Origin of the sequence: Qipengyuania nanhaisediminis (genome assembly GCF_045862805.1) — a bacterium.
GTDB classification, from domain to species: domain Bacteria; phylum Pseudomonadota; class Alphaproteobacteria; order Sphingomonadales; family Sphingomonadaceae; genus Erythrobacter; species Erythrobacter nanhaisediminis_A.
This window is the reverse complement of record NZ_AP025760.1, coordinates 1,542,415-1,566,279: the sequence shown is the minus strand read 5'-3', so window position 1 is coordinate 1,566,279 and position 23,865 is coordinate 1,542,415. Positions and strand designations below refer to the sequence as shown.

The 23,865-nt window shown below is 63.5% G+C and carries 27 protein-coding genes and 1 tRNA gene; 6 read left to right on the top strand and 22 right to left on the bottom strand.

What is annotated here, in order from left to right; translation table 11 throughout:
• Positions 1-29: 29 nt before the first annotated feature.
• On the bottom strand, positions 30-1,448 hold the full coding sequence (ahcY, locus tag ACKTSM_RS07555; protein ID WP_407874049.1) for an adenosylhomocysteinase: 1,419 nt from the start codon (positions 1,446-1,448) through the stop codon (positions 30-32).
• Positions 1,449-1,559: 111 nt separating this feature from the next.
• A complete protein-coding gene (locus tag ACKTSM_RS07550; protein WP_407874048.1) occupies positions 1,560-2,177 on the bottom strand; it encodes a hypothetical protein in 618 nt (205 codons plus the stop codon).
• A 235-nt stretch (positions 2,178-2,412) separates the two neighbouring features.
• Here ACKTSM_RS07550 and ACKTSM_RS07545 point away from each other — a divergent pair, with 235 nt between their 5' ends.
• On the top strand, positions 2,413-2,892 hold the full coding sequence (locus tag ACKTSM_RS07545) for a peroxiredoxin (protein WP_407874047.1): 480 nt from the start codon (positions 2,413-2,415) through the stop codon (positions 2,890-2,892).
• Positions 2,893-2,955: 63 nt separating this feature from the next.
• Here ACKTSM_RS07545 and folE read toward each other — a convergent pair whose 3' ends face one another.
• Both folE and ACKTSM_RS07535 read right to left on the bottom strand, forming a co-directional pair.
• Complete coding sequence (gene folE / locus ACKTSM_RS07540) at positions 2,956-3,570, bottom strand: GTP cyclohydrolase I FolE (protein ID WP_407874046.1); 615 nt, start codon at positions 3,568-3,570, stop codon at positions 2,956-2,958.
• 144 nt (positions 3,571-3,714) lie between these two features.
• A complete protein-coding gene (locus ACKTSM_RS07535; protein ID WP_407874045.1) occupies positions 3,715-4,206 on the bottom strand; it encodes a hemerythrin domain-containing protein in 492 nt (163 codons plus the stop codon).
• A 97-nt stretch (positions 4,207-4,303) separates the two neighbouring features.
• On the opposite strand from ACKTSM_RS07535, the gene ACKTSM_RS07530 reads away from it, so the two are divergent.
• Positions 4,304-4,699, top strand: coding sequence for a metallopeptidase family protein (locus ACKTSM_RS07530; RefSeq protein ID WP_407874044.1), 396 nt, complete (start codon positions 4,304-4,306; stop codon positions 4,697-4,699).
• 67 nt (positions 4,700-4,766) lie between these two features.
• Here ACKTSM_RS07530 and ACKTSM_RS07525 read toward each other — a convergent pair.
• Together ACKTSM_RS07525 and ACKTSM_RS07520 are read right to left on the bottom strand one after the other, a co-directional pair.
• A tRNA-Arg gene (locus ACKTSM_RS07525) sits at positions 4,767-4,843 on the bottom strand.
• Positions 4,844-4,908: 65 nt separating this feature from the next.
• The gene (locus ACKTSM_RS07520; protein WP_407874043.1) at positions 4,909-5,325 is read right to left on the bottom strand and encodes a (deoxy)nucleoside triphosphate pyrophosphohydrolase; all 417 of its coding nucleotides are present in this window, start codon (positions 5,323-5,325) and stop codon (positions 4,909-4,911) included.
• A gap of 98 nt (positions 5,326-5,423) precedes the next feature.
• Between ACKTSM_RS07520 and ACKTSM_RS07515 the strand changes: the two genes are divergently transcribed.
• Both ACKTSM_RS07515 and ACKTSM_RS07510 read left to right on the top strand, forming a co-directional pair.
• Positions 5,424-5,609: a Flp family type IVb pilin gene (locus tag ACKTSM_RS07515; protein ID WP_407874042.1), complete on the top strand. Its 186-nt coding sequence runs from the start codon at positions 5,424-5,426 to the stop codon at positions 5,607-5,609.
• Between the two features lie 117 nt (positions 5,610-5,726).
• Positions 5,727-5,891 (top strand): Flp family type IVb pilin, encoded by a 165-nt coding sequence (locus ACKTSM_RS07510; protein WP_407874041.1) that lies wholly within the window; start codon positions 5,727-5,729, stop codon positions 5,889-5,891.
• 108 nt (positions 5,892-5,999) lie between these two features.
• Here ACKTSM_RS07510 and ACKTSM_RS07505 read toward each other — a convergent pair whose 3' ends face one another.
• The 5 genes from ACKTSM_RS07505 to ACKTSM_RS07485 all read right to left on the bottom strand — a co-directional run bounded on the left by ACKTSM_RS07505 (position 6,000) and on the right by ACKTSM_RS07485 (position 11,512).
• A complete protein-coding gene (locus ACKTSM_RS07505) occupies positions 6,000-7,478 on the bottom strand; it encodes a M48 family metalloprotease (RefSeq protein WP_407874040.1) in 1,479 nt (492 codons plus the stop codon).
• 92 nt (positions 7,479-7,570) lie between these two features.
• The gene (locus tag ACKTSM_RS07500; RefSeq protein WP_407874039.1) at positions 7,571-8,527 is read right to left on the bottom strand and encodes an acetyl-CoA carboxylase carboxyltransferase subunit alpha; all 957 of its coding nucleotides are present in this window, start codon (positions 8,525-8,527) and stop codon (positions 7,571-7,573) included.
• Positions 8,528-8,537: 10 nt separating this feature from the next.
• Entirely contained in the window at positions 8,538-9,425 is an 888-nt protein-coding gene (locus ACKTSM_RS07495) for a tyrosine recombinase (RefSeq protein WP_407874038.1), read from the bottom strand.
• A gap of 6 nt (positions 9,426-9,431) precedes the next feature.
• Positions 9,432-11,312: a hypothetical protein gene (locus ACKTSM_RS07490; protein ID WP_407874037.1), complete on the bottom strand. Its 1,881-nt coding sequence runs from the start codon at positions 11,310-11,312 to the stop codon at positions 9,432-9,434.
• On the bottom strand, positions 11,309-11,512 hold the full coding sequence (locus ACKTSM_RS07485; RefSeq protein WP_407874036.1) for a hypothetical protein: 204 nt from the start codon (positions 11,510-11,512) through the stop codon (positions 11,309-11,311). Before ACKTSM_RS07485 ends, ACKTSM_RS07490 begins: the two co-directional genes overlap by 4 nt.
• Positions 11,513-11,550: 38 nt before the next feature.
• Here ACKTSM_RS07485 and ACKTSM_RS07480 point away from each other — a divergent pair, with 38 nt between their 5' ends.
• Positions 11,551-12,117: a shikimate kinase gene (locus ACKTSM_RS07480; protein ID WP_407874035.1), complete on the top strand. Its 567-nt coding sequence runs from the start codon at positions 11,551-11,553 to the stop codon at positions 12,115-12,117.
• Entirely contained in the window at positions 12,108-13,247 is a 1,140-nt protein-coding gene (gene aroB, locus ACKTSM_RS07475) for a 3-dehydroquinate synthase (RefSeq protein ID WP_407874034.1), read from the top strand. Before ACKTSM_RS07480 ends, aroB begins: the two co-directional genes overlap by 10 nt.
• An 18-nt stretch (positions 13,248-13,265) precedes the next feature.
• On the opposite strand, the gene ACKTSM_RS07470 is transcribed toward aroB, so the two are convergent.
• The 11 genes from ACKTSM_RS07470 to ACKTSM_RS07420 all read right to left on the bottom strand — a co-directional run bounded on the left by ACKTSM_RS07470 (position 13,266) and on the right by ACKTSM_RS07420 (position 23,752).
• Entirely contained in the window at positions 13,266-13,664 is a 399-nt protein-coding gene (locus ACKTSM_RS07470) for an MAPEG family protein (RefSeq protein ID WP_407874033.1), read from the bottom strand.
• Positions 13,665-13,709: 45 nt separating this feature from the next.
• Positions 13,710-13,988, bottom strand: coding sequence for a hypothetical protein (locus ACKTSM_RS07465; RefSeq protein WP_407874032.1), 279 nt, complete (start codon positions 13,986-13,988; stop codon positions 13,710-13,712).
• Between the two features lie 220 nt (positions 13,989-14,208).
• Positions 14,209-16,245: a biotin carboxylase N-terminal domain-containing protein gene (locus tag ACKTSM_RS07460; RefSeq protein WP_407874031.1), complete on the bottom strand. Its 2,037-nt coding sequence runs from the start codon at positions 16,243-16,245 to the stop codon at positions 14,209-14,211.
• Positions 16,246-16,344: 99 nt separating this feature from the next.
• A complete protein-coding gene (locus ACKTSM_RS07455; protein ID WP_407874030.1) occupies positions 16,345-16,704 on the bottom strand; it encodes a hypothetical protein in 360 nt (119 codons plus the stop codon).
• Between the two features lie 192 nt (positions 16,705-16,896).
• Positions 16,897-17,628 carry a heme-dependent oxidative N-demethylase family protein gene (locus ACKTSM_RS07450; protein ID WP_407874029.1) on the bottom strand — a complete coding sequence of 244 codons (732 nt, stop codon included), beginning with the start codon at positions 17,626-17,628 and terminating at the stop codon, positions 16,897-16,899.
• Positions 17,629-17,687: 59 nt separating this feature from the next.
• Positions 17,688-17,873 (bottom strand): hypothetical protein, encoded by a 186-nt coding sequence (locus ACKTSM_RS07445; RefSeq protein ID WP_407874028.1) that lies wholly within the window; start codon positions 17,871-17,873, stop codon positions 17,688-17,690.
• Positions 17,874-17,923: 50 nt separating this feature from the next.
• A complete protein-coding gene (gene scpA, locus ACKTSM_RS07440; protein WP_407874027.1) occupies positions 17,924-20,077 on the bottom strand; it encodes a methylmalonyl-CoA mutase in 2,154 nt (717 codons plus the stop codon).
• A 61-nt stretch (positions 20,078-20,138) separates the two neighbouring features.
• On the bottom strand, positions 20,139-20,912 hold the full coding sequence (locus tag ACKTSM_RS07435) for an enoyl-CoA hydratase-related protein (protein ID WP_407874026.1): 774 nt from the start codon (positions 20,910-20,912) through the stop codon (positions 20,139-20,141).
• Between the two features lie 64 nt (positions 20,913-20,976).
• The gene (mce, locus tag ACKTSM_RS07430) at positions 20,977-21,414 is read right to left on the bottom strand and encodes a methylmalonyl-CoA epimerase (protein WP_407874025.1); all 438 of its coding nucleotides are present in this window, start codon (positions 21,412-21,414) and stop codon (positions 20,977-20,979) included.
• Positions 21,411-22,217, bottom strand: coding sequence for a hypothetical protein (locus ACKTSM_RS07425; RefSeq protein WP_407874024.1), 807 nt, complete (start codon positions 22,215-22,217; stop codon positions 21,411-21,413). The genes mce and ACKTSM_RS07425 overlap by 4 nt, the downstream gene beginning before the upstream one ends.
• A 2-nt stretch (positions 22,218-22,219) precedes the next feature.
• The gene (locus ACKTSM_RS07420) at positions 22,220-23,752 is read right to left on the bottom strand and encodes an acyl-CoA carboxylase subunit beta (RefSeq protein ID WP_407874023.1); all 1,533 of its coding nucleotides are present in this window, start codon (positions 23,750-23,752) and stop codon (positions 22,220-22,222) included.
• Positions 23,753-23,865 lie beyond the last annotated feature (113 nt).

The following is a 23,865-nucleotide window of genomic DNA, read 5'->3' as shown; positions in this document are numbered from 1 at the left end:
TATGGATCAGGCCGCGATGCGGCGCGTGATCAGTAGCGGTAGTGATCCGGCTTGAAGGGGCCTTCTGCCGGAACGCCGATGTAATCGGCCTGCTTCTGGCTCAGCTTCGAAAGCTGCACGCCGAGCTTGTCGAGGTGGAGCGCGGCGACCTTTTCGTCGAGGTGCTTGGGCAGGACGTAGACGTCATTGCCGTATTCGTCCGCCTTGGTGAACAGCTCGATCTGGGCCAGCGTCTGGTTGGTGAAGCTTGCGCTCATCACGAAGCTCGGGTGGCCGGTGGCACAGCCGAGATTGACGAGTCGGCCCTTGGCAAGGATCAGCAGGCTCTTGCCATCGGGGAAGGTGACCATGTCGGTGCCTTCCTTGATTTCCTTCCACTCGTAATTGTCGAGCGCGGAAATCTGGATCTCGCTGTCGAAGTGGCCGATATTGCACACGATGGCCATGTTCTTCATCGCCTTCATGTGCTCGCCGGTGATCACGTCTTCGTTGCCGGTCGCGGTCACGAAGATATCGGCGCGCTTGACGCCTTCATCCATGGTCACGACCTCGAAGCCGTCCATCGCCGCCTGCAATGCGCAGATCGGATCGATCTCGGTCACCATCACGCGCGCACCGCCGTCGCGCAGGCTGGCAGCCGAACCCTTGCCGACATCGCCATAGCCGGCAACGCAGGCGACCTTGCCCGCAAGCATCACGTCGGTGGCGCGGCGGATCGCGTCGACCAGCGATTCCTTACAGCCGTAGAGGTTGTCGAACTTCGACTTGGTCACAGAATCGTTCACGTTGATTGCCGGGAACGGAAGCTTGCCCTGCTTGGCGATCTGGTAGAGGCGCATGACGCCCGTGGTGGTCTCTTCCGAGACACCCTTGATCGCCTTGACGCTCTTGGTGAGATAGCCCGGCTTGGCAGCGACGAACGCCTTCAGCGCGCGCTGGAATTCGATCTCTTCGGCGTTTGCGGGAGCAGGCATTTCCTCGCCCGCTTCAATGCGTGCACCCCACAGCGCGAACATCGTCGCATCGCCGCCATCGTCGAGGATGAGATTGGCGGTGCGGTCGGGATCGTCGCCGGTCGACCAGTCGAAGATACGACCGACATAGTCCCAGTAATCGGCGAGGCTTTCACCCTTGATCGCGAAGACCGGGATACCCTGGTCGGCGATGGCGGCCGCGGCGTGGTCCTGGGTCGAGAAGATGTTGCAGGTCGCCCAGCGCACTTCGGCGCCCAGCGCGACCAGCGTCTCGATCAGGACCGCGGTCTGGATCGTCATGTGCAGCGAGCCGGTGATCCGCGCGCCTTTCAGGGGCTGCGAGGAACCGTATTCCTCGCGCAGCGCCATGAGGCCGGGCATTTCGGTCTCGGCGATCGCGATTTCGTCGCGGCCATATTGCGCAAGGCTGATATCCTTGACGGTGTGTTCGTGGTTGAGGGCGGCGGTTGCCATGCAAGGTCTCCAAAGCGATCGATTGATTTCCCCGCGCCCCTAGCGGCTGGACCCGCGACAAGCAAATATAAAGTTTTCTTTATATGTGCACCCAATCGGGGTCGCCAGAGCTCAACGAGCGAGGCCCGAGACCCCGCGAAGCGAGGGAAGCCGTGAGCTGGCAGTGTCGAAACCGCCCGGGTCGATGCGGTAATCGATTGCCGGGCGCGAGGGTTGCCGGGCTGAGCCTTGTCGCGTTGTGCCTCGACTGAGCGAGGGCCGTGGATCCGGGCCCAGCAACCGCCGCGCCATGCCGGCCAAGCGGCGCTTGTCGTCGCTGCGCGCAAGCGAGGCCGTCACCTGCTTGAGTTCGGCGCAGCCAAGGTTCGGATGCCCGTCGCCGTAAAGGTTGGCGATGCGCACCCCGATCCGGTCGAGCGCGCGGCGGCTGTCCGTATCGCCATGGCGCTGAATGTGTTCGCGAATGAGCGTCTCGTAAGCCTCGCCCAGATTGGTGGCATGGACCTCGGTGAAGCGCTCGTAATCGGCGCGAAAATCGTCCGGTGTCGTGCGGCAGCGCAGCGCGGTGACCATCAGCATGATGTTGAGACTGCGCACGTTCTCGGCCTGACTCGCGGTTGCCGGCAGGGTCGTGGGAGCGGTGCCCGATGCAAGTTGAGCTGCTGCTGTCACCGGGCCAATCGCGAGCGCTGACAGGACCAGGGTCTTTGCTGTGGTGAGAGCGGGCATGATCGGGCCTTTCCGGCAGGCGCGAAAGGGAAGCGAGAGATGCGCCTGACACCGGGATAGTCCGCGCAGATTTAGAGAGCCTGCTGCTAGGGATGCGGGGACTTACCGAGCGCGCCATCGGGATCGCGCAGAGGCTTTCTTGCCATGCGCTTTCGATTTGTCGCGCGGGAGCGAGCCGCTATAGCGGCCCGCACAGGCGCAAGACGCGCCCCTCACCCAGCAACGGAGCACGGTCATGACAATCTCGACAGGCGACAGAATTCCCGATGTAACCATGGTCAAGGCGACTGCCGAAGGCCCCCAACAGGTCCGGTCGGGCGAATATTTCGCCGGCAAGAGGATCGCGTTGTTTTCGGTCCCCGGCGCGTTCACGCCGACCTGTTCGGCCAAGCACCTGCCCGGCTTTGTCGAAAAGGCCGACGAGCTGAAGGCCAAGGGCATCGACGAGATCGTGGGCACCGCGGTCAACGATGCCTTCGTGATGGGCGCATGGAACCAGGCGGCGGGCAGCGATGACATCACCATGCTTGCCGATGGCAATTGCGACTTTGCCGAGGCCTGCGGGCTGACCATGGACGGCAGCGCTTTCGGTATGGGCAAGCGCGGTCAGCGTTTCTCGATGGTCGTGAACGACGGCGTTGTCGAACAGCTCAATGTCGAGGCACCGGGCGATTTCAAGGTTTCGAGCGCCGAACACATGCTCGGCCAGGTCTGACCTGACACTTCTTTGCCGTGCGGGCCGCTCGTCGCTTGATCGCGTCAGGCGGCCCGTTCTGGCTTAATAGCCCATCAGGCTCATCACTTCCTTGCGGCTGCGCGGGTCTTCGAGGAAGCAGCCCATCATCCGGCTGGTTGTCATCGCCACGCCGGGGGTCTTCACCCCTCGCCCGGTCATGCAGCCATGCTGCGCCTCGATCACGACCGCGACGCCCTGCGGTTCGAGGTTTTCCCAGATGCAATCCGCGACTTCGGCGGTGAGACGTTCCTGCACCTGCAGGCGCCGCGCAAATCCGTGCAGCACGCGCGCCAGCTTGGAAATGCCGACCACCCGGCGGTGCGGGAGATAGGCAATGTGCGCGACGCCTGTGATCGGCGCCATGTGGTGTTCGCAGGCCGACTGGAAGGGAATGTCCTTCAGCAGCACGATCTCCTCGTACCCGCCCACCTCCTCGAACACCCGCGAGAGGTGGATCGCCGGATCCTCCTTGTAACCCTCGCAATATTCGAGCCAGGCGCGTCCCACCCGCTTGGGCGTGTCGAGCAGCCCTTCGCGATCAGGATCATCGCCCGCCCATGCGATGAGCGTGCGCACCGCGTCCTGCACCTCTTCGGGCACGTCGGGCTTGGCAAGCGGGTTGGCAGGATCGAAATCGTCGTCGCTCGGACAGGTCATGGGCGGCGTTTCCTGTGGCAAGGTATCGGAACGTGCGAATGGCGTGCGCGGAAAAAATCCCACGGCCGCCCTGCCTTTGCAAAGAAGGCGCGCCCCCGCAACCCGGCGAGAGGCGCGCCTTCCTGGCGAAAAGGCCATGCGGCCTTATGCCTTGGCGTTCTCTTTCTTCTCTGGCTCGATTTTGGCCGATTCGCGCTCTGCCACCAGGCGATCGTCGTAAATCCGGGTCATCTTGGAATCGAGATCGCTGTCGATCTTCTTCTCGAAATCGGGGAAGTGGTCTTCTTCTTCCTCGTTGATGTGGTGGCGGTAGCGATCATCGAAGCTCTTGAATTTCTGCAACCAGCCCGATGACGACATGTCGGTTGCGGCCAGATCGTTCAGCATCTCGTCGATTTCGTGATGCTCTGCGACTGAATGGCGGGTGGGATCGTTGACATCGGGCTCTGCCAGCATTTCGGCATAAAGCGATTGCTCCTCTGCCGCGGCATGGCCCTTCAACTCCTTGGTCAGTTCGACAAAGGTGAGCTTGCGCTCCTCGCTGTCGCCCGTGGTGTCGGCAACGACGTCGAGCATCTGGCGATGACGGTCGTGATCGTCCTTGATCCGCTGAAGGATGGTGGCGCTGTATGACATCGAAATCTCCTGATCTGGCTTTTCCTTTCAACGCGGGAGACGGTCGCTGCGTTCCCTGCCGCTTGAGAAGCGCGCGGCGCATCGCCACATTAGCGTGATGAGCGATCCCTCCCCCGACCCGGCCGCGTTCGAAGCCGCCGCGCGCGCCACGATCGAGCGGCTGCCCGACGAGTTTCGCGAAGGGATGCAGCGCATCGTCCTGCGGATCGATGAATTCGCGAGCGCCGCGCAGCTGGCATCGGTCGGCATCGACGATCGCTGGGACCTGACCGGCCTTTACGAAGGGATCCCGCTGACCGAGCAATCATCGTGGATCAGCGGCGACATGCCGCCGGTCATCAGCCTGTTCCGCCAGCCCTTGCTGCGCGAGATGCGCGAGACCGGCGCCGGGTTCGAGGAACTGGTCAGCCACGTGGTCATCCACGAGGCCGGGCATCACTTCGGGTTCTCGGACGACGACATGCACGCGCTCGAGGACATGGTGCGCGATTGAAGCGGTAGGCTTTTCCCGGGCTGGTAGAATCAAAAAAGCCCACCCCCTTGCCGGGGATGGGCTTTCTTGGCGCGCCAGGAAGGATTCGAACCTCCGACCGCCTGATTCGTAGTCAGGTACTCTATCCAGCTGAGCTACTGGCGCGCGGGAGAGCGGCACATAGGCAGAGCCTTCGCGCTTGGCAATAGCTGTTTGTGCGTTCTTTCACCTCACGGCGAAAGTTTTTCGAACAGCTGCGCGGCGAGCACGCGATCGAGCGGCGGCTTGTCGAGTTCTGCGACCTCGGCGCGCGCGAACCACGCGATTCGTCCGCCTTCGAGCGCGCGCGGCTCGCCCTGCCATTGGTGTATCCTGTAAAGCAGGATGACAATCGGAAATGGCGATTGTTCGCCTGCATCCTCGGCAAATCCGACCGCCTCGCAATCGCCCGGATCAACGACGATCCCGAGTTCCTCCCGCAATTCCCTTACCAGGGCTTTGACTGGAATTTCAGCATCTTCGACCTTGCCACCCGGGAATTCCCATAAGCCGCCATGATGCTTTTCGTAGGGCCTGCGATGCATAAGACAGGCATCGGCCCCGTTCACAAGGGCACCTGCCACCACCCAGACGACGTGCTCGCTCATGTCGGATTTTTTTCCATTGCAGCGCTCCGTTTCAATCTTTTCTTAACCCGCCCGGGCGATCTGTGTGTTCGTCAGGAACGTAATCGACCGGTGACCAAATGAAATTGACCAAATTCCTCAAGACCATTGGGAATGACAATTCCGGCGCCACCGCTGTCGAATACGGACTGATCGTGAGTCTGATCGTGATCGCCATGATCGGTGCTCTTCAAGGCGTTGCCGGCGAGACCACCGAGATGTGGAGTAATGTCAGGACCACGTCCGAGAGTGCGATGGGCAATTGATTGAGGCAAAGATTCTTTCGTTAGGATTTTCGCAAGCACTGCCCGCTACTTCTCAATTAGTCGGTCCATCATTTCGGACAGGCACGGGTACCGAAGACTGAAACCAGGAGACTACCAATGAAGTTTTTCAACAAGCTGGCTCGCGACGAACAGGGCGCAACCGCAATCGAATACGGCCTGATCGCTGCTCTCATCGCAGTTGCTGCCATCACCGCCATGGGTTCGCTGGGCAACACCCTTAGCGACACCTTCTCGGAAGTTCAGACCGAAATGGCTGGCTAAGTCGCAAGACTTTTCCGAAAAAGAGAGCGGCGGGGTTTTCCCCGCCGCTTTTCTTTTGCCTGATGGCGAAGCGATGATGGGGGCCACCCGCGGCCCCCATTCGCGCGTCTAGCGGGCGCGCACCACCAGCTTGACCTTCTGGCCGGCGATCAGATCGTCGCCTGCACCCAGAGCATTGAGCACGCGGAAGCGTTCGACCTGACCGTTGTCATAGGCCATGCGCCGCGCGAGGCCCGCGACCGTGTCGCCGCGCTGGACCGTCACAACATCGAGCCGACGCGGGATGACCTGCGCAGCCTCCGCCTGGCTGATCCGCCGCATCGACTGGAACATCGAGGCGAAGGTGTTGCTGCGCCCGGCCGGGGTAATCGCGGCGAAGTGATAGGCGCGGTCGTTTGCGAATTCATACGCAAAAATCGTCACGTCCACCTGCTGCTGGCCGTTATTGACCCGCGCCTGACCGTATGCAGCCGGAATCCCGTTCACCGTGGTGCGCTCGAGGGTCTGCGGCGCGAGGTTGTTGCCCTCCCCGCCAAGCGCGTTGAACTGGGCGCGGATATAGCTTTCCAGGTCGCCATTATAGGGCGCAAGGGTCAGCTGCGCTTGGCCGCCCTGGCCATTGATGCTCACCGCGCGGGTCGAGTTGACCATATAATAGCCCTGCGGGGCGGTGAATTTTAGCCGCAGCTCAGGGTGAATGAAATCGCGCCCCTCGATCACGCCCTGCTCGGGATCATCGCCATAAAGCAGTCCGTCGATCCGGGTGAGGAAGGTATCACGATTGGTGACCGAACCGGGCAGGCCGTCGGCAGCGTTGATAGCACGCTGGACGCGGCTCGCCGGATCGGGGTGGGTCGACGCCCATTCGGGAATGCGCGCATCGTCGCGTCCCTGCAGCCGGGCATCGAGATTGTTCTGCGCGGCAAGGCTTGCAAGCACGGTCCCCATCGCGCGCGGATCATATCCGGCCCGGGTGAGATACTGGATGCCGAGGTCGTCGGCCTCCAATTCCTGCGAGCGAGAGAAGCTCAGCGTCAGCAATTGCGACCCTTGCAGGAAACCGCGCGAAACCGTGTTGGCGATAGAGCTGTCACCGAGCAGTATCGAGGAACCGATAGCGCCGAGCACGCCGAGGATCGAATTGCGCTGCGCGTTCTGCTGGCGTCGCTGCGAATGACGCGCGGCGACATGGCCGACCTCGTGCCCGAGGACCGCCGCCAGTTCAGCTTCGTTGTTCATCAGGGTGACGAGCTGGCGGGTGGTGTAAATGTAGCCGCCCGGCACTGCGAAGGCATTGTTCACCGGCGAATTGAGAAGGCTGACAGTGAAGCTTTCGCGCGCATTGCCGAGTCCGGACTGCACGGCGATGTTCTTGCCCACCTGTTCGACATATTGCGCCTGGCTGCCGGTCATCTCGCCCCCGAACTGCGCCAGCAGCTTGGGGTGGAACTCGGCGCCCTGCTGCGCCTCGGTCGTGGTGATCGGGGCCGAGGCCGAGGGAATCGAACCCCCGCCCATGCAGCCGCCGACAATTAGCGCGGCAGCGGACACCGCGCTAAGGCGGCGCAGAAACTTGGCTTTCGACATCTTTTTTCTCTCCTCGCGGGAACGTGCTTTGATTGCGTTGCCTGACTTATCAATACGTCGGGCGAGCACTTGTTCCGGCAGGAAAGAGGCGCTTATCCGCCCAGCTGAAGGAAGCGTTCCTCGCGCATTCTGATCAGCGTCCGGGTATCGTGCTGGCTCAGGCTTTCGAGCTCTTCGCCGAGCGCCTTGCCCAGAACTTTGGCCGCGCCCGCGACATCGCGATGCGCGCCGCCCACCGGTTCCTTGACGATGCGGTCGATCACGCCGAGCCGCTTGAGGTGCTGCGCGGTGATGCGCATGGCCTGCGCGGCGTCGGCGGCCTTTTCCGCGGTCCGCCAGAGAATCGAGGCGCAGCCTTCGGGCGAAATGACCGAATAGACCGCGTGTTCGAGCATCAGCACGCGCTCCGCGCTTGCCAGTGCCACCGCACCGCCCGATCCGCCCTCGCCCACGATCACCGAGACCATCGGGGTCTCGAGCGCGAGGCATGCCTCGGTCGAGCGCGCGATCGCCTCGGCCTGGCCGCGTTCCTCGGCCTCGATGCCCGGGAACGCGCCCGAAGTGTCTACGAGCGTGATGACCGGCAGACCGAACCGCCCGGCAAGTTCCATCAGGCGGATCGCCTTGCGATAGCCTTCGGGTTTGCCCATGCCGAAATTGTGGCGGATGCGGCTTTGCGTATCGTTGCCCTTTTCGTGCCCGATCAGAATCACGCGGCGCGCGTTCTCGCCCTCGCCGAGCGTGGCGAAGCCGCCCATGATCGCCTCGTCCTCGCCATAGGCGCGGTCGCCGCCGAGCGGGATGAATTCGCTGAAGGCATGGGCGACATAATCGCGGAAATGCGGGCGCTGCGGATGGCGTGCGACCTGGGTTTTCTGCCACGGCGTGAGCGAGGCATAGGTGCTGGCGAGCAAATCGGTGCTCTTGGCTTCAAGCCGCTCGATCTCGCTGGCGACATCGACATCGTGATTGGTATCGAGACTGCGCAGTTCGGCGATACGCTCTTCGAGGCTCGCGACCGGTTTCTCGAATTCGAGGTAAGAAATCATGCGCATCCCGCTAGTCCGTAGCGTCGCGCTTAGCAAGCGGATGTCGCGAATTGACCAGCTCGACAAGGCGCGCGGCATCCACATGGGTGTAGATCTGGGTGGTCGCGATATCGGCATGGCCGAGCAGGGTCTGAAGCACACGCAAATCGGCCCCGCCCTCGAGAAGATGGGTGGCAAAGGCGTGGCGCAGGACATGCGGGCTTACCCCGGCGGGATCGATCCCGGCACGCACGGCCAGTTCCTTGAGCAATTGGAACAATCGCACCCGGGTCAGATGTTTGCCCCCGCGCGAGGGAAAGAGGAAGCGCGATGGCGGGCGGTCCGGCCGGATCGCGATCCACTGCTTGATCGCCTCGGCTGCGCGCATGCTGACAGGGACGAGCCGCGCCTGACCGCCCTTGCCGGTCACCGTGATGAGGGGCGCATCGCGCGGAGCGGCCGAGATCGGCAGGCTGACAAGCTCGGTCGCGCGCAGGCCGGACCCGTAAAGCAATTCGATCAGCGCGAGCTGGCGGATCGCCGCGCTTTTTCCTGAAGCCGCCTCTGTCTCGGCGCGTTCGAGCAATCGTTCGACCGCCTCGTGGCTTAGCACCTTGGGCAAGGGGCGGCGCGGGCGCGGTGCAGGCAATGCACCCGAGGGATCGTCCCCGCGCCAGCCTTCATCGAGCGCAAAGCCGAAGAACTGGCGCAGGGTCGAGGATTTGCGCGCCACGCTAGACGGGGCAAGATCGGCCCATTCGGATGCGAGCCGGGCCACGTCCGCGCGCGAAACCCGGGTCAGGTCGCCGAGCAATTCTTCGGCACCCTCGAGATCGCGGCGATAAGCCGCGAGCGTGTTGAGAGCGGCGCCGCGCTCGGATGCCAGCATTTCGAGGAAGGCCTGCGTCGCTGCCGACACCCCTGGCTACCCGCGCGCGACCGCTTCTGCAGCGATCATCCGGGCCTCGGCTTCGAGCCCCGCCCGCCTGAGCGCGGCAGTGATGTGAAAGAGATGCAGCGGGGTCATCTGCGACCAGCTTTCGCCCTGCATCCCCAGTCCCGCAAGCAGCGCGACCAGCGCCGGGCTCCCGGCATCGGCAGCAGCGCTGATCGTGCGGGTCCAGCGGCTCCGGCGGGTCAGGTCGACACCAAATTCGCCCGTCTCGCTCATCGCCATCCGGCCCAGTCCCGCAAGCCCTGCAACAAGAAAGGCGGTTTTCCGGCCTTCGGCGCTTTCATCCGCGTCCTCGAAGCTGCGAATATCCGACGAAGCGACCGATCCGCCTTCGGGATCGGCCAGCGCGATGAGCGCCCATCCGAGCGTCCCTTCATCGACCGCGCCGCGCCAGCTCGCCGCGTCGCGATCGAGCCCGGCTGCCAGCATCGAGGCGATCAGAGCGCCCGCATCGCCGCTATATTCCGGCGATGGCGGGATGCGCGCAGCGGCGTAGGCGGTCAGGACCTGGCCGGCAAAGCCGCGATCGCCCTCGCCCCAGAGACCGCGCATCGCGGCAAGCCGCGCTTCGGGATCGGCGCCGACATAGGCTTCGCGCAGCCGCGCAGCGCGGTCCGACACGTCGGAGCGGGCCGCATCGCCGGCATAGATCTGGCTATACAGATCGACCAGCGCCGCAGACGACAGGACGCCGCGCGCTGCGGCGAATTCGGCGTGATCGGCACGCTCGTGCGGGGCGAGCATCGGGGTCTGCGCAGCCGAAAGCGCGTAGTAAGCGCCGCCGCGACCAGCGATCGCTTCGTCAAGAGCGCCTTCCGGCAGCGTCTCGCCGACCGCATTGGCAAGCGCGAAACGCCAGGTGTTGATCGTGTCGACCCCGTCCCAGTTGACCGTCACCCCGCCGCGCCCGCGCCCCGATGCCCCGGCAAAGCGCTGCGCGAGCGCGATATCGATCTCGGGTGCGATCGCGCGGCTTTGCGCGGTGTTGAGCTGCGAGGCGGCGAGCGCGCCCTCGCCGGCATAGGCATTGCAGATTGCCTGCCACATCACCCATTCGGGATTTTCACGCTGGTTGCCCTGCAACCGCACCGCCGGACATGCCCCGACAATATCTGCGGTTGCGAGATAGGCGGTGAGCGCCTGGCTGGTCAGCGCCCGGTTCCAGTTCCCGGTGTCGATATCCTGCACCAGCGCCCGCGCCAGAGCGAATTCGCCGATACGATTGAGAATGCCCACACGCAGCGCGGCGAACTGCACCGGGTCCAGGCCGTCGGGAGCCGCAAGCCGGCTCGCGAGCGTGCGGCGCAGGAGGATATGCCCCCAGCGCGAAACCATCGGCGAGCGGGTCCCGGCGAGCACCGGGCGCACCAGCTCGGCAGGCTGGGCGGCGAGCGATGCGACTGGCATCCCGCCTTCTTCGGGTGCGAGCACTCCGACCTCTGCGAGCGAGCGGCGCGCAGCAGGCGGAATATCGTATTCCGGTTTGAGGCCGAGCAGGTCGTCGAGCTCGTCGGTCGACAGGTTCTCGAGCTCCTCGAGTGTCGGCAGCCGCGACAATTCGCCTTCGGAAAGCGCGGGAACGCTGGGCGGTGCTGCGGGACCTTGCGGCAGCGGCTGGACCGTCGCCGGAGAACCGGCTGGCGCGGCGCTCGGCGCGGCGGGTGCCGCCGTCGGCGCAGCCGTGGGACGAGGTGTCGGGGTCGGTGCGGGTGCGGGATCGTCAAACCCGGGCGGAAGGAGCGATTCGGGCGCGTCCTGCGCGCTGGCAAACCCGCCCAGAACCGCGCCAGCGCTCGCACCCATGACCGCGAGTGCTGCTACGCCGGCCAGAAGGCTATTGCGCGACGTCATGGCTGCTCCCCGCCACCGATGGGCAGCGCGATCCGGTGAACGATCGGGCGCAGCGGCTCCTCGCCCGCATCGATATAGGCCAGCACGAGCACGATTGCACAGGCAAGCCCTGCATAGACTGCCCAGCGGCGCCGCGATGCGGCTCTCTTGCCCTGATCGATTGTGGACGATGCACGCAACGTGCGAGATTGTTCAGACATGTTGCGCGCGCTCTAGCCCATCTATAGGCCCATCGGCAATGACCGCTGACACTGCCCTGACCGATGCCGAGATCGCCGGCATCGCCGCGAGGATCGACCGGCCGGTCGTTCTGGTCGGCCTGATGGGCGTGGGAAAATCCACCGTCGGGCGGCGGCTCGCATCCATGCTGGGCTGCGCCTTCGTCGATGCCGATGACGAGATCGAATCCGCCGCACAGCGCTCGGTCGCAGAGATATTCTCGGAATTTGGCGAACCCTATTTCCGCGACGGCGAACGCAGGGTCATCGCCCGGCTGATCGCCGGCAATACCGGCGTCATCGCGACCGGCGGCGGGGCCTTTGTCGATGACGAGACCCGCGCGCTGATCCTCGACCGGGCCATCGCGGTGTGGATCGATTGCGACATCGATACGCTGGTCGAGCGCACCTCGCGGCGCAACACGCGCCCGCTGCTAAAATCGGGCGATCCCCGGACCATATTGTCCGACCTGCTCGAAGCGCGAGAACCCTTCTACGCACAGGCGCATGTCCGGGTGCAAAGCGAAGACAGCCCGCATGCCGACACCGCGCGCGCGATTATCGAGGCGATCGAGAGATGGATGTGATCCCGGTCGCGCTGGCAGGGCGCAGCTATGACGTGACGATCGAGGCTGGCTGCGTGCTGGACGGGTTCGCGCGCAATGCCGATGCCTATCTGCGCTCATATCGCCCTGCTACCGCAGGCGCACCGCGCGCGGTTCCCTTCGTTGCGGACACCAATTCGCACGCATTGTTCAGGGACGCCGTCGAAGAGAGCCTCGATAGTGCGGGGCTCGAAGCGCGCTGGTTCGTGGTCGCACCGGGCGAAGGAGCCAAGAGCTGGGCGGTGCTCGAGCAAGTGACGGACTGGCTCCTCGGTCTCGGCATTTCGCGGTCCGACCACGTCTTCGCGCTCGGCGGCGGAGTGGTCGGTGACCTGACGGGATTCGCTTGCGCCATTGCCAAGCGCGGCTGCGGCTTCGTGCAGCTTCCCACCACCTTGCTGGCGCAAGTCGACAGCTCGGTCGGCGGAAAGACCGCGATCAATACGAGCGCCGGCAAAAACCTGATCGGCGCGTTCCATCAGCCCTCGGCGGTGCTGATCGATCCACTCGTCCTGGACACCCTGCCCGACCGCGAGATGCGCGCTGGTCATGCCGAAGTGCTCAAATACGGCCTGCTCGGCGATGCAGAATTCTTTGCCTGGCTCGAAGCGAACGGATCGCGGGTCCTCGCACGAGAGGCCGACCCCCTCGCATATGCCATCGCGACCAGCATCGCCGCCAAGGCGCGCATCGTTGCCGAAGACGAGCGCGAGACAAGCGGCACGCGGGCCTTGCTCAATCTCGGCCACACTTTCGGCCATGCGCTCGAAGCGGAGACCGGGTTCGGCGACCGCCTGCTTCACGGCGAGGCGGTGGCGCTCGGAATGGTGCTCGCAGCGCGGTATAGCGAGCACCGCGGCGAACTTTCGGCAAGCGATGCCGAACGCGTCACACGCGCGGTCGACCGGGCCGGTTTGCCAAGCGAGCTGGCAGCCCTAAATCTCGATTGCGACGGGGATAAGCTGTGTGCGCACATGCATCATGACAAGAAGATGGAAGGCTCCACCCTGCCCTTCGTCCTGCTGCGCGCGATCGGCGGCGCCTATCTTGCCCGCGATGTCGATCTGGCCGATCTTGCAGCGTTTCTCGACCGACAGATGCAGGCGCACTGATCGCGAAACGGGCCTCGTTCAGGCGAAGACCCCCAGCAGGATCACCACTGCCAGCACCAGCATCACGAGCCAGGTCAGGATCACGCCGACCTGGCGCAGGAGCGGCGGCTTGCCCGGCTCCGACGCCGTGTGAAGCCCGAAAACATGGCAGATGCGCCCGATCACGAAAGCTGCGGCCAGCACCATCAACAAAGTCCGGTTGGCCGAGGCATATTCGAGCAGGCCGAGCATGATCAGGACGATCGGAGCGTGCTCTGCAAGGTTGCCATGCGAACGGCTCGCCGCGATCAGCGACGGATCGCCGCCATCGCCAAACCCGGTCTTGAGCCGAACGCGCTGGCACACCGTCTGGATTGCCAGCGCCAGCAGCAATAACGCAAGGAGCGCCGCGGTCGTCGCGGTTATCGGCAAAAGCATTCGAATTTCCCCTTTTTCGCGCAGGCTTTGCCGGCTGACCGGCGATCAGCCGGCCGGTCGCGTGATCTTCGTAACCTTGCCAGCGATATCGGTCAGCCTGGCGCTCGCCTCGCCTGTCTCATCGCCGGTCATCGCGTCGTGATCGGCGTAGAGCTGCTCGATCTCGCGGCGCCGTTCGAGCAGGATGTGAGCGATGCCGGGCGCAAGGCTCTCACCCTCGCCAATCTGGCCCAGGATCGCGGCGAGGTCGCTCTCGGTCGCTTCGCGGGCCGTCTTGAAGAAGTGGCCCTTCTTGTCGAAATATCCGGTTCCCTTGTTCGCCATCTTGCCCCCCAGCTCCAATAGGAATGCCGCTAGACGGCCTTCCTGACACCGGGCAATCGTCTCGCAAACGTTCGCGAATGGCTAGTGCGAGTGTGGAAAATATCCTTAACGCGGGGGGTTTTCGACCAGAGCTTACAATTCGCCCAACACATCTGGCCGCACCGGGCAACAAATGTGCCCGGACAAGACCGAATATGCCGCGGTCGGCGCGAGCGAATCGCTATTCCAGTTCGAGGATCACCGCATCGACGGCGAGGCTTTCGCCTTCCTCGGCGTTGATCTTGGCGATCGTCGCCTCCTTCTCGGCGCGAAGGATGTTTTCCATCTTCATCGCCTCGACAGTGGCGAGCGGCTGGCCCGGCTGGACCGCGTCGCCTTCGCTGACATGCAGTTTGACCAGCATTCCCGGCATCGGGCAGATCAGCATCTTGGAAAGGTCCGGCGGCTCCTTCTCGATCATCAGGCTTTCGAGATGGGCGAGCCGCGCAGGCAGGACGAGCGCTTCGTGGGTTGCCCCCCGGGTGGTGATCCTCCAGCGCACGCCGACACGTTCGACCTGCACAGTCATCTCGTTGTCGCCGCTGACCTGAGCGAAGGTGTCGCCGACCTCCCAGTTCCAGGTACCCTCGATCCGTTCGCCATCGACGGTTGCGCCGCCATTTTCGAGAACGACGTCGAAGCTGCGCGAGCCGATCTTCACGCTCCAGTGCGAAGGCGGGTTCTGCCGACCGTCTAGCTGGCCCGTGATATGCCGGTTGCGCACTTGCTGGGTGAATTCAGCGCCCGCGAACAGCGCCGCCATCTGCCGCAGCCAGGCATCGTCAGCCGGCGCGCCTTCGAACCCCTCGGGATATTCCTCGGCGATGAAGCCGGTAGTCAGTTCGCCCGAGCGGAAGCGCGGGTGCTGCATGATCGCAGAGAGGAAATCGACATTGTGGCCCAGACCCTCGATCCGGAACGCGTCGAGCGCTTCGATCTGGAGGTCGGCGGCTTCCTCGCGGGTGGGCGCCCAGGTGATCAGCTTGGCGATCATCGGGTCGTAGAACATGCTGACTTCGCCGCCTTCGAACACGCCGTCATCGACGCGCACGCCGCCGGGGCCGTGAGCGACGCCGCGACGCGGCTGGCCCTGCACCTCGCCATCGTCGGTCCAACCCGGGACCGGCGGCGAATAGTGGACGAGACGGCCCGTGGAAGGCAGGAAGCCGCGATAGGGATCCTCGGCATAGACGCGGTTCTCGATCGACCAGCCGTCGATCCCGATATCGTCCTGCTCGAGCGCCAGTTCCTCGCCCGCGGCCACGCGGATCATCTGTTCGACCAGGTCGACCCCGGTGATCGCCTCGGTCACGGGATGCTCGACCTGGAGCCGTGTGTTCATCTCGAGGAAGTAGAAGCTTTCGCCAGACTTGTCCGCGCCGCTGACGATCAATTCGACAGTGCCGGCCGAATGATAATCGACCGCGCGGGCCAGCGCGACGCATTGCTCGCCCATGGCCTTGCGCATTTTCGGCGTGACGAAAGGCGACGGTGCTTCCTCGACCACCTTCTGGTGGCGCCGCTGGATCGAGCATTCGCGCTCGTTCAGATAGAGGATGTTGCCGTGCTTGTCGCCGAGGATCTGGATCTCGATATGGCGCGGGTTCTCGATGAACTTCTCGATGAACACGCGGTCATCGCCAAAGGAATTGAGCCCCTCGCGCTTGGTCGCCTCGAAGCCTTCGCGCACGTCCTTTTCGGACCATGCGAGACGCATCCCCTTGCCCCCGCCGCCTGCCGAGGCCTTCATCATCACCGGGTAGCCGATGTCATCGGCGATCTCGACGGCGTGCTCGGTGTCGCGGATCTCGCCGACAAAGCCGGGAACGACATTGACACCGGCCTCGCGCGCCAGCTTCTTGCTTTCGATCTTGTCGCCCATCGCCGCGATCGCGCCCGCGGGCGGGCCGATAAAGGTGATATTCTCCTTTTCGAGAGCCTCGACGAAGCTCGCACGCTCGGACAGGAAACCATAGCCCGGATGCACCGCCTCGGCGCCGGTCTGCTTGCATGCGGCGATGATCTTTTCCGGCAGCAGGTAGCTTTCGGCTGCAGGCGACGGGCCGATATGCACCGCCTCGTCCGCCATCTTGACGAAAGGCGCATTGCGGTCGGCGTCGGAATAGACCGCGACAGTGGCAATACCCATCTTGCGCGCGGTCTGTATCACGCGGCACGCAATCTCACCGCGATTGGCGATCAGGATCTTCGAAAACAAGCGGAGCCTCCATGGGCGACAAAAGGTTGCCATGCCTATGCCGCCCAAGAAGGCCCGTATCAACCGCTTACGCGGTCAAACTGCGGTCGCGTCCGGTCTTCAATGCGCGTGGCCGATATGCCTTTCACGCTGGGCGACGAGCGAGGCGAATTCGTTATGAAGCGCCTCGGCCTCGTCAGCACCTCCGGCGATCCGCTCGAATGCCGCGTCCCAGGCCTCGCCTTCGGGCGTCTGTTTCCAGCCCATTTCCGCGATGCCGTGGGTCATCGGAAAGGCGACAATCATGTGCCAGGGCCCCGAATTCATGTGCATCGACATCGGCGACGGCGTGCCCGAATCGGTGCTCGCCTGTTCGTACATCTTGATGATCTCGCTCGCGCGGCCCTGCTTGCCTTCGTGGAAGCGCACGAAATTGATCCGGTACCAGGTCTGTTCGAGCATCTCTGGCGATGCTTCCATGTGACCATCGGCCAGCGCAGGAGTCGCGCAAAGCGGCAAGGCGAAAGCTGCAGCTGTTATCAGGAGTTTACGCATTCTGGATTCCCCCATTGATCCAATCCACGCGACCCGATGGGCGGCACGTCTAACCGGCAATCGCGGCGATCTGATGGCAGGATGCCAGCAAGCTCCGTCGGGCTCGCGACTGCGATTTCAAGGCGCGCATTCGATTCCCGCATAGGACGCAAGCGATGCGGCATAGGCCGGAGCGCCGCGGCGGTCGCCCTCACCTGAGAGCAGTTGCTGCGCGGCGCGTGCTAGCCGCTCGATATTGCCTCGCGACAGCGAAGCGAGCGGCGCGACATAGATGCCGATCGTGAACAGGATCGCGCCGGTTCGCGGAAGGCGGCGCAGGGTCTGACGTTCGGACCGCACGAACAAGGTCTCGCCCGCATTGTCCGCGCTGACATTGGCAAATTGCGCTGCCGGGTCGTCGCCGGCAAGCCAGCGTCCCTGCTCGCTCGGCGCGATGAACCAGTTGCACCGGCCATAGATCGCACCCGGCTTCAGCGTTGCCATGAACCGGTCGACCCCGGTAGCGAGGTGCTCCTCGTAGCCCTGGATCGGTGCGTGGAGCGCGCGCAGCGGCAAGCCGATCTTGTCTGCCGGATGCCAGTCCGACGGCCAGGCCACCGCCGCACCGATGAGGCGATAGACATCCTCGCCTTCGGTCCTGGCAAGAAGGCACATGTCCTCGTGGCGCGCCCTCGCCGCTTCGGGTAGGGCGCCATCGACCCCCAGCATCGCTGCAAGCTCGCGGCCCGGTTCGCGCGCTTCGTCGGTCAGCTGGACGCCTTCGGGGAATGCCGCAAAGCCCTGTTCGCGTGCCGCGATGTCGGGATCGGGCTGGAGCCACTCGCCTTCGGTCAGCCGGACCAGCCCCATGCGAAGCTGCCCTCCCCCGCGTGCCTTGGGGAGCAAAGAGTCGACGGAAAAGCCGAGGGTCATTTCCGGTCGTTCACCCGATGGAAGAACCAGATCATGAAGTCGCCGAAAACGAGAAAGAAGATGGCGCTACCTGGAAACGCTATAACATCCTGGATCGGTCGCGGCTCACGTTCGGGACTGCCTCCCAGCGCGTTGACGAGCAGACCAACGGTCGTGGCGAAAACACCGGCGAGAGCGACCATCACGCAACCGAGCCTTTGGGGCCACGTCAGGCCGCGATTTTTGCTGAAGCTCACTCCGCCGCCTCGTCAAGCCCCTCACCGAGCGGCGGCATGTTGTGCCCGAGCAGCGTCAGGATATCGGCTGCGCATTCGACCACGTTCGAGCCGGGACCGTAGATCCCCTGCACGCCCGCGCGCGTGAGGAAATCGTAGTCCTGCGGCGGGATCACCCCGCCTGCCGTCACCTTGATGTCGCTGCGCCCGGCGTCCTTGAGCAAGCGGATCAGCTCGGGGATCAGTGTCTTGTGCCCGGCAGCAAGGCTGCTCGCACCGATCACGTCGACATCGCGTTCGAGCGCCATGTCGCGCGTTTCCTGCGGGGTCTGGAACAGCGGGCCCGAAATGACCTCGAAACCCATGTCGGTAAACGCGCTGGCGATAACGTTGGCGCCGCGGTCGTGGCCGTCCTGGCCCATCTTGGCGACCATCAGGCGCGGCTTGCGGCCAAAACGGCGGGTGACTGCCTCGACGCCGTCGGTGACCTGCGCCCAGCGGCGGTCGAATTCGTATGCGCTCTTGTAGACGCCGGTGACCGGTTCGGGCGTCGCATCGTGGCGGCCGAACGCCGTTTCCATCGCCAGCGAGATTTCGCCCAGGGTCGCGTCGTGGCGCGCGGCCTCGACTGCGAGTTCAAGCGTGTTTCCTCCATCCTCGCAGCCCTTGGTGAGCGCTGCGAGAGCGGCCTGGCAGGCGGCCTCGTCGCGGTTGTCGCGCACCTTCTGGATGCGCGCGATCTGGCTCTTGCGCACGGCGGCGTTGTCGATGTCGAGCGTCTCGATCGGGTCTTCTTGATCCTTGCGATACTTGTTGACCCCGACGATCACGGTCTCGCCCTGGTCGACCTTGGTCTGCTTTTCCGCAGCCGCGCGCTCGATCGCCGCCTTGGGTTTGCCGGTGGCGACGAAGGCGGTCATGCCGCCCGCGGCATCGACTTCGGCGATCAGCTTTTCGGCCTCTTCGACCAGGGTCGCGGTGAGCGTCTCGATGTAGTGCGAACCGCCCAGCGGATCGACGACCTGGGTGATGCCGCTTTCTTCCTGGAGCACCAGCTGGGTGTTGCGCGCGATCCGGGCGGAGAAATCGGTCGGAAGCGCGATCGCTTCGTCGAGCGCGTTGGTGTGGAGCGACTGCGTTCCGCCCAGCGTTGCAGCCATCGCCTCGATGCAGGTGCGGATGACGTTGTTGTAGGGGTCCTGTTCCTGCAGCGAGACACCCGAGGTCTGGCAGTGGGTTCGCAGCATCTTCGAGCGGTCGGACTTGGCGCCCAGCCCGTCCATCACCCGGTACCACAAGGTGCGCGCTGCGCGCAGCTTTGCGATCTCCATGAAAAAGTTCATGCCGATGCCGAAGAAGAACGACAGGCGGCCGGCAAAGGCATCGATATCGAGCCCCGTCGCCATCGCGCGGGTCACGTATTCCTTGCCGTCGGCAATGGTATAGGCCAATTCCTGCACCGCCGTCGCCCCGGCTTCGTGCATGTGATAGCCGCTAATCGAAATGCTGTTGAATTTCGGCATGTTGGCCGAGGTGTAGCCGATGATGTCCGACACGATCCGCATGCTCGGCTCGGGCGGGTAGATATAGGTGTTGCGGACCATGAACTCCTTGAGGATGTCGTTCTGGATGGTCCCTGAAAGCTTGTCCTGTGCAACGCCCTGGCGCTCGGCGGCGACGATGTAGAACGCCATGACCGGGATCACCGCGCCGTTCATCGTCATCGAGACGCTCATCGTGTCGAGCGGGATCTGGTCGAACAGGATTTCCATGTCCGCGACCGTGTCGATCGCAACGCCCGCCTTGCCGACATCGCCGGTGACGCGCGGGTGGTCGCTGTCATAGCCGCGATGGGTGGCAAGATCGAAAGCGACCGACAGCCCCTTTTGCCCCATGGCGAGGTTGCGGCGGTAAAAGGCATTCGATTCCTCGGCGGTCGAAAAGCCCGCATATTGCCGGATCGTCCACGGACGCCCGGCATACATCGAAGCCTTTACCCCGCGGGTGAACGGCGCAAAGCCGGGAAGGCCGGGATCGAAAGCCGCGTGGTCGCTCTCTGTATAAAGCGGCTTGATCGTGAAACCTTCGGGGACCTGCGTTGAGAGATCGCGGCCCTTGGCTTCCTTGTCGGCAAGCGCCTGCCAGTCTGAGGGGGTTGGTTTGTCGGTCATGGCGCGCCTCTAACCACAGAATGACGCTGCGTAAAAGAGGCGCGCGCAGGTGCGCGGCGGATTACGCGCCCTTGAACGCCGGTTTGCGCTTTTCGAGGAATGCCTTGCCGCCCTCTGCCGCGTCTGCGCTCGCCCCTGCCAACCGCTGCCCTTCGGCTTCGGCAAGGAAGACCTGCGGGAGCGATCCGTCGAGAGCGGTGGCGATGTTGCGCTTCATGGTGGCGTAAGCGAGCGTCGGCCCGTTGGCGAGCTTGTCGGCGAGCGCGCGCGCTTCGTCCATCAGCGCGCTGTCATCGACGCATTTGTAGATCAGGCCCCAGTCTTCGGCCTGCTCGCCGCCGATCTTCTCACCCAACATCATCATGCGCGTGGCGCGCGCACGGCCGATCGCGCGGGCGAGCAGCCAGGTCGATCCGCCATCGGGGACAAGTCCGATATTGACGAAGGCCTGGAGGAAATAGGCCGATCTACCCGCGAGAACGAAATCACCCGCGAGTGCGAGACTGCATCCCACCCCCGCAGCCGGACCGTTGACCGCGCAGATCACCGGCACATCGGCGCGCAGGATCTGGCTGATCGCGGGATTGTAGTGATTGACGAGCGCCTCGTGGCTGCCGCCCCTGCTGTCGCTCGACCGCGCCGAAAGGTCCGCGCCCGAACAAAAGCCCTTGCCCTCGCCCGTGATCAGCACGCAGCGCGCATCGCCCAGATCGTAGAACACCTGCCCGATTTCGTCCGCCATCAGAGGCGGCATGGCATTGAGCCGGTCGGGCCGGTTGAGCGTGACCGTCAGCAACGGCCCGTCGGTATCGACGCGGATGGTTTCGTAGGACATGCATTCTCCCAAGGTCTCTTTTCGCAACCGACCTTGGCGCGGGGCGTGCCCGCTGGCAAGTGTGTCAGTGCGCGCCCTTGGGCGTTTCCATGATCTCGGTGAGCATGCCCTGCATGTCCTTGGGGTGCAGGAAAAAAATCGGCGTGCCATGCGCACCGATGCGCGTGGGGCCGAGGATGCGTTTGCCCATGTCCTCGAACTCCGCGCGTGCTTCCTCGATATCGGGCACTTCGAAACACACATGGTGCTGCCCGCCGAGCGGGTTCTTGGCGAGGAAATTGTTGATCGCGCTGTCGGGGCCTAGCGGCTCGATCAATTCGATCTGGGTTCCGTTCATGCCGCTGTCGGTCGGGGTATCGACGAAGCAGACCTTCACGCCCTGTTCGGGCAGGTCGAAGGGTTCATGCACATGCGTCGCGCCCATCGTATCGCGGTAGTGCGCGATGGAGTCGGTGATGGAAGGCGTTGCAACGCCAATATGGTTGAGACGGCCTAGTTTCATTTTATCTTCTGCTTAACTCCGACACACGCTGCATAAAAATCAGCTCCTAAGGATGTAAGCTCAACGACGTCGACCCAAGTTGCCGGTCCCATGACCGGTATGTCGATCCTAGATATCTTGAACACCCTAGAACGCTCCAAAATCTCTATTTCAGTCTGAAACTCTTGAAACCAAGGATTGTGCTGGTTGAGCCATACGCTCTCGTCGCTCTCATTTTTTCCAGGCAACCTCCAAGTCGTGGCTCTCACAGGCCAACCACACTCACCCGAGAGTAAATTCGACCGGACTTGAGGCCACCGATCGCGTGAGATGGGCGTTTCTCCCACGAAGTGAGTGAAGGCTTGGCTGATCGTTAGCGACGCTGAACCACGCCAAGGCAACGCGGGATCGAGCCAATCGTTGTCCTTCGTGAAGCTGAACCCTTCGAGAAAATCCTTTAAGCATTTTGCCTCGCGAGGACCTATGAACGCCATCATGTCGGAAAATACGGCGTGACGGTTTGACCCCGCCCAAGATGCATCCAGAAAAAGATTTGCCCACCAGCTATCTAGGTCGTCGCTCTCTTCCGACACGGAAGCATCTATGACCATTCTCGTAAGCAAACCCGGCGGAATTGGCTTCGGTTCAATACCGGCAGCCTGAGCCCGATCAGCGGCCAATCCAAATATTCTCGGCATACGCTGACCGAGATATTGCTGCATAGTTTCTCCAATTGCTTTCGCGCTTGGTTCTGTCACCTTCGCAAGAAACCAAGTGCTTCCCGCCATGGCGAGATTGGCAGCGGTGAGAACTTCATCAGTCATATCTACAACGGAATGTTATCGTGCTTCTTCCAGGGATTCTCCAACTGCTTCGTACGCAGCTTGCGCAGACCCAGTGCGATCCTCCGCCGGGTCGAGTGCGGGTGGATCACCTCGTCGATATAGCCGCGTGAGGCGGCGACGAAGGGATTGGCAAAGCGGTCTTCGTATTCCTTGGTCTTCTCGGCGATCTTTTCCGGGTTGTCGCGGTCCTGGCGGAAGATGATCTCCACCGCGCCCTTCGCGCCCATCACCGCGATCTCCGCCGTCGGCCAGGCGTAGTTGAGGTCGCCACGCAGATGCTTTGAGGCCATGACGTCATAGGCGCCGCCATAGGCCTTGCGGGTGATGACGGTGATCTTGGGCACGGTCGCCTCGGCATAGGCGAAGAGCAGTTTCGCGCCGTGCTTGATGATGCCGCCCAGTTCCTGGCTGGTGCCGGGAAGGAAGCCGGGCACGTCGACGAATGTGACGATCGGAATGTCGAAGGCATCGCAGAACCGCACGAAGCGCGCGGCCTTCTTGGACGAATTGATGTCGAGCACGCCTGCCAGCACCATCGGCTGGTTCGCGACCACGCCCACCGTGCGCCCTTCGACCCGGCCGAAGCCGCAGATGATGTTCGCCGCGTGAGCCGGTTGAATTTCGAAAAAGTCGCCCTCGTCCAGCACCTTGGCGATCACTTCGTGCATGTCATAGGGCTGGTTGGCGTTGTCGGGGATCAGCGTGTCGAGCGAATGCTCCTCGCGGTCCCAGGGATCGTTGGTCGGGACTTCCGGCCCGTCCTCGCGGTTCGACAGCGGCAGGTAATCGAAGAAGCGCCGGGTCGCGAGCAAGGTCTCGATGTCGTTTTCGAAGGCGAGGTCGGCGACGCTGGTCTTGGTGGTGTGAGTGATCGCACCGCCCAGCTCTTCCTGCGTCACGACCTCGTTGGTGACCGTCTTCACCACATCGGGACCGGTGACGAACATGTAGGACGAATCCTTCACCATGAAGATGAAATCGGTCATCGCCGGCGAATAGACCGCCCCGCCCGCGCACGGCCCCATGATAAGACTGATTTGCGGGACAACGCCGCTGGCGAGCACGTTGCGCTGGAACACCTCGGCATAGCCACCGAGCGATGCAACGCCTTCCTGGATGCGCGCGCCGCCCGAATCGTTGAGCCCTATGACCGGCGCGCCGACCTTCATCGCGGTGTCCATCACCTTGCAGATCTTCTCGGCATGGCGTTTCGACAGCGAGCCGCCGAAGACGGTGAAATCCTGGCTGAATACATAGACCAGGCGGCCGTTGATCGTGCCCGACCCGGTGACCACGCCGTCTCCGGGGATCCGCTGTTCGGCCATTCCGAAATCGACGCAATCGTGCTCGACATAGGTGTCGAGTTCTTCGAAGCTGCCCTCATCGAGCAGCACGTCGAGCCGTTCGCGTGCGGTCAGCTTGCCCTTGGCGTGCTGCGCGGCGATGCGCTTTTCACCGCCGCCCATTTCGGCGGCTGCGCGGCGGCGTTCCATTTCTGCGATATTGGCGGACATGTGAAGGGCCCCTGGGTAGTTGAATGTCTGTTGCGGCGGTCGTTGCCTTGTCCGCGCCGAGCCGTCAACGTGCGATACGGGCAACAGGCGATCGCGCCAGCGGAAGGATGTTG

Bases quoted from the DNA above. Each gene is read 5' to 3' on its own strand.
- ahcY (WP_407874049.1), bottom strand. From the start codon at position 1,448: ATGGCAACCGCCGCCCTCAACCACGAACACACCGTCAAGGATATCAGC.
- ACKTSM_RS07550 (WP_407874048.1), bottom strand. From the start codon at position 2,177: ATGCCCGCTCTCACCACAGCAAAGACCCTGGTCCTGTCAGCGCTCGCG.
- ACKTSM_RS07545 (WP_407874047.1), top strand. From the start codon at position 2,413: ATGACAATCTCGACAGGCGACAGAATTCCCGATGTAACCATGGTCAAG.
- folE (WP_407874046.1), bottom strand. From the start codon at position 3,570: ATGACCTGTCCGAGCGACGACGATTTCGATCCTGCCAACCCGCTTGCC.
- ACKTSM_RS07535 (WP_407874045.1), bottom strand. From the start codon at position 4,206: ATGTCATACAGCGCCACCATCCTTCAGCGGATCAAGGACGATCACGAC.
- ACKTSM_RS07530 (WP_407874044.1), top strand. From the start codon at position 4,304: ATGAGCGATCCCTCCCCCGACCCGGCCGCGTTCGAAGCCGCCGCGCGC.
- ACKTSM_RS07520 (WP_407874043.1), bottom strand. From the start codon at position 5,325: ATGAGCGAGCACGTCGTCTGGGTGGTGGCAGGTGCCCTTGTGAACGGG.
- ACKTSM_RS07515 (WP_407874042.1), top strand. From the start codon at position 5,424: ATGAAATTGACCAAATTCCTCAAGACCATTGGGAATGACAATTCCGGC.
- ACKTSM_RS07510 (WP_407874041.1), top strand. From the start codon at position 5,727: ATGAAGTTTTTCAACAAGCTGGCTCGCGACGAACAGGGCGCAACCGCA.
- ACKTSM_RS07505 (WP_407874040.1), bottom strand. From the start codon at position 7,478: ATGTCGAAAGCCAAGTTTCTGCGCCGCCTTAGCGCGGTGTCCGCTGCC.
- ACKTSM_RS07500 (WP_407874039.1), bottom strand. From the start codon at position 8,527: ATGATTTCTTACCTCGAATTCGAGAAACCGGTCGCGAGCCTCGAAGAG.
- ACKTSM_RS07490 (WP_407874037.1), bottom strand. From the start codon at position 11,312: ATGACGTCGCGCAATAGCCTTCTGGCCGGCGTAGCAGCACTCGCGGTC.
- ACKTSM_RS07485 (WP_407874036.1), bottom strand. From the start codon at position 11,512: ATGTCTGAACAATCTCGCACGTTGCGTGCATCGTCCACAATCGATCAG.
- ACKTSM_RS07480 (WP_407874035.1), top strand. From the start codon at position 11,551: ATGACCGCTGACACTGCCCTGACCGATGCCGAGATCGCCGGCATCGCC.
- aroB (WP_407874034.1), top strand. From the start codon at position 12,108: ATGGATGTGATCCCGGTCGCGCTGGCAGGGCGCAGCTATGACGTGACG.
- ACKTSM_RS07470 (WP_407874033.1), bottom strand. From the start codon at position 13,664: ATGCTTTTGCCGATAACCGCGACGACCGCGGCGCTCCTTGCGTTATTG.
- ACKTSM_RS07465 (WP_407874032.1), bottom strand. From the start codon at position 13,988: ATGGCGAACAAGGGAACCGGATATTTCGACAAGAAGGGCCACTTCTTC.
- ACKTSM_RS07455 (WP_407874030.1), bottom strand. From the start codon at position 16,704: ATGGAAGCATCGCCAGAGATGCTCGAACAGACCTGGTACCGGATCAAT.
- ACKTSM_RS07450 (WP_407874029.1), bottom strand. From the start codon at position 17,628: ATGGGGCTGGTCCGGCTGACCGAAGGCGAGTGGCTCCAGCCCGATCCC.
- ACKTSM_RS07445 (WP_407874028.1), bottom strand. From the start codon at position 17,873: ATGGTCGCTCTCGCCGGTGTTTTCGCCACGACCGTTGGTCTGCTCGTC.
- scpA (WP_407874027.1), bottom strand. From the start codon at position 20,077: ATGACCGACAAACCAACCCCCTCAGACTGGCAGGCGCTTGCCGACAAG.
- ACKTSM_RS07435 (WP_407874026.1), bottom strand. From the start codon at position 20,912: ATGTCCTACGAAACCATCCGCGTCGATACCGACGGGCCGTTGCTGACG.
- mce (WP_407874025.1), bottom strand. From the start codon at position 21,414: ATGAAACTAGGCCGTCTCAACCATATTGGCGTTGCAACGCCTTCCATC.
- ACKTSM_RS07425 (WP_407874024.1), bottom strand. From the start codon at position 22,217: ATGACTGATGAAGTTCTCACCGCTGCCAATCTCGCCATGGCGGGAAGC.
- ACKTSM_RS07420 (WP_407874023.1), bottom strand. From the start codon at position 23,752: ATGTCCGCCAATATCGCAGAAATGGAACGCCGCCGCGCAGCCGCCGAA.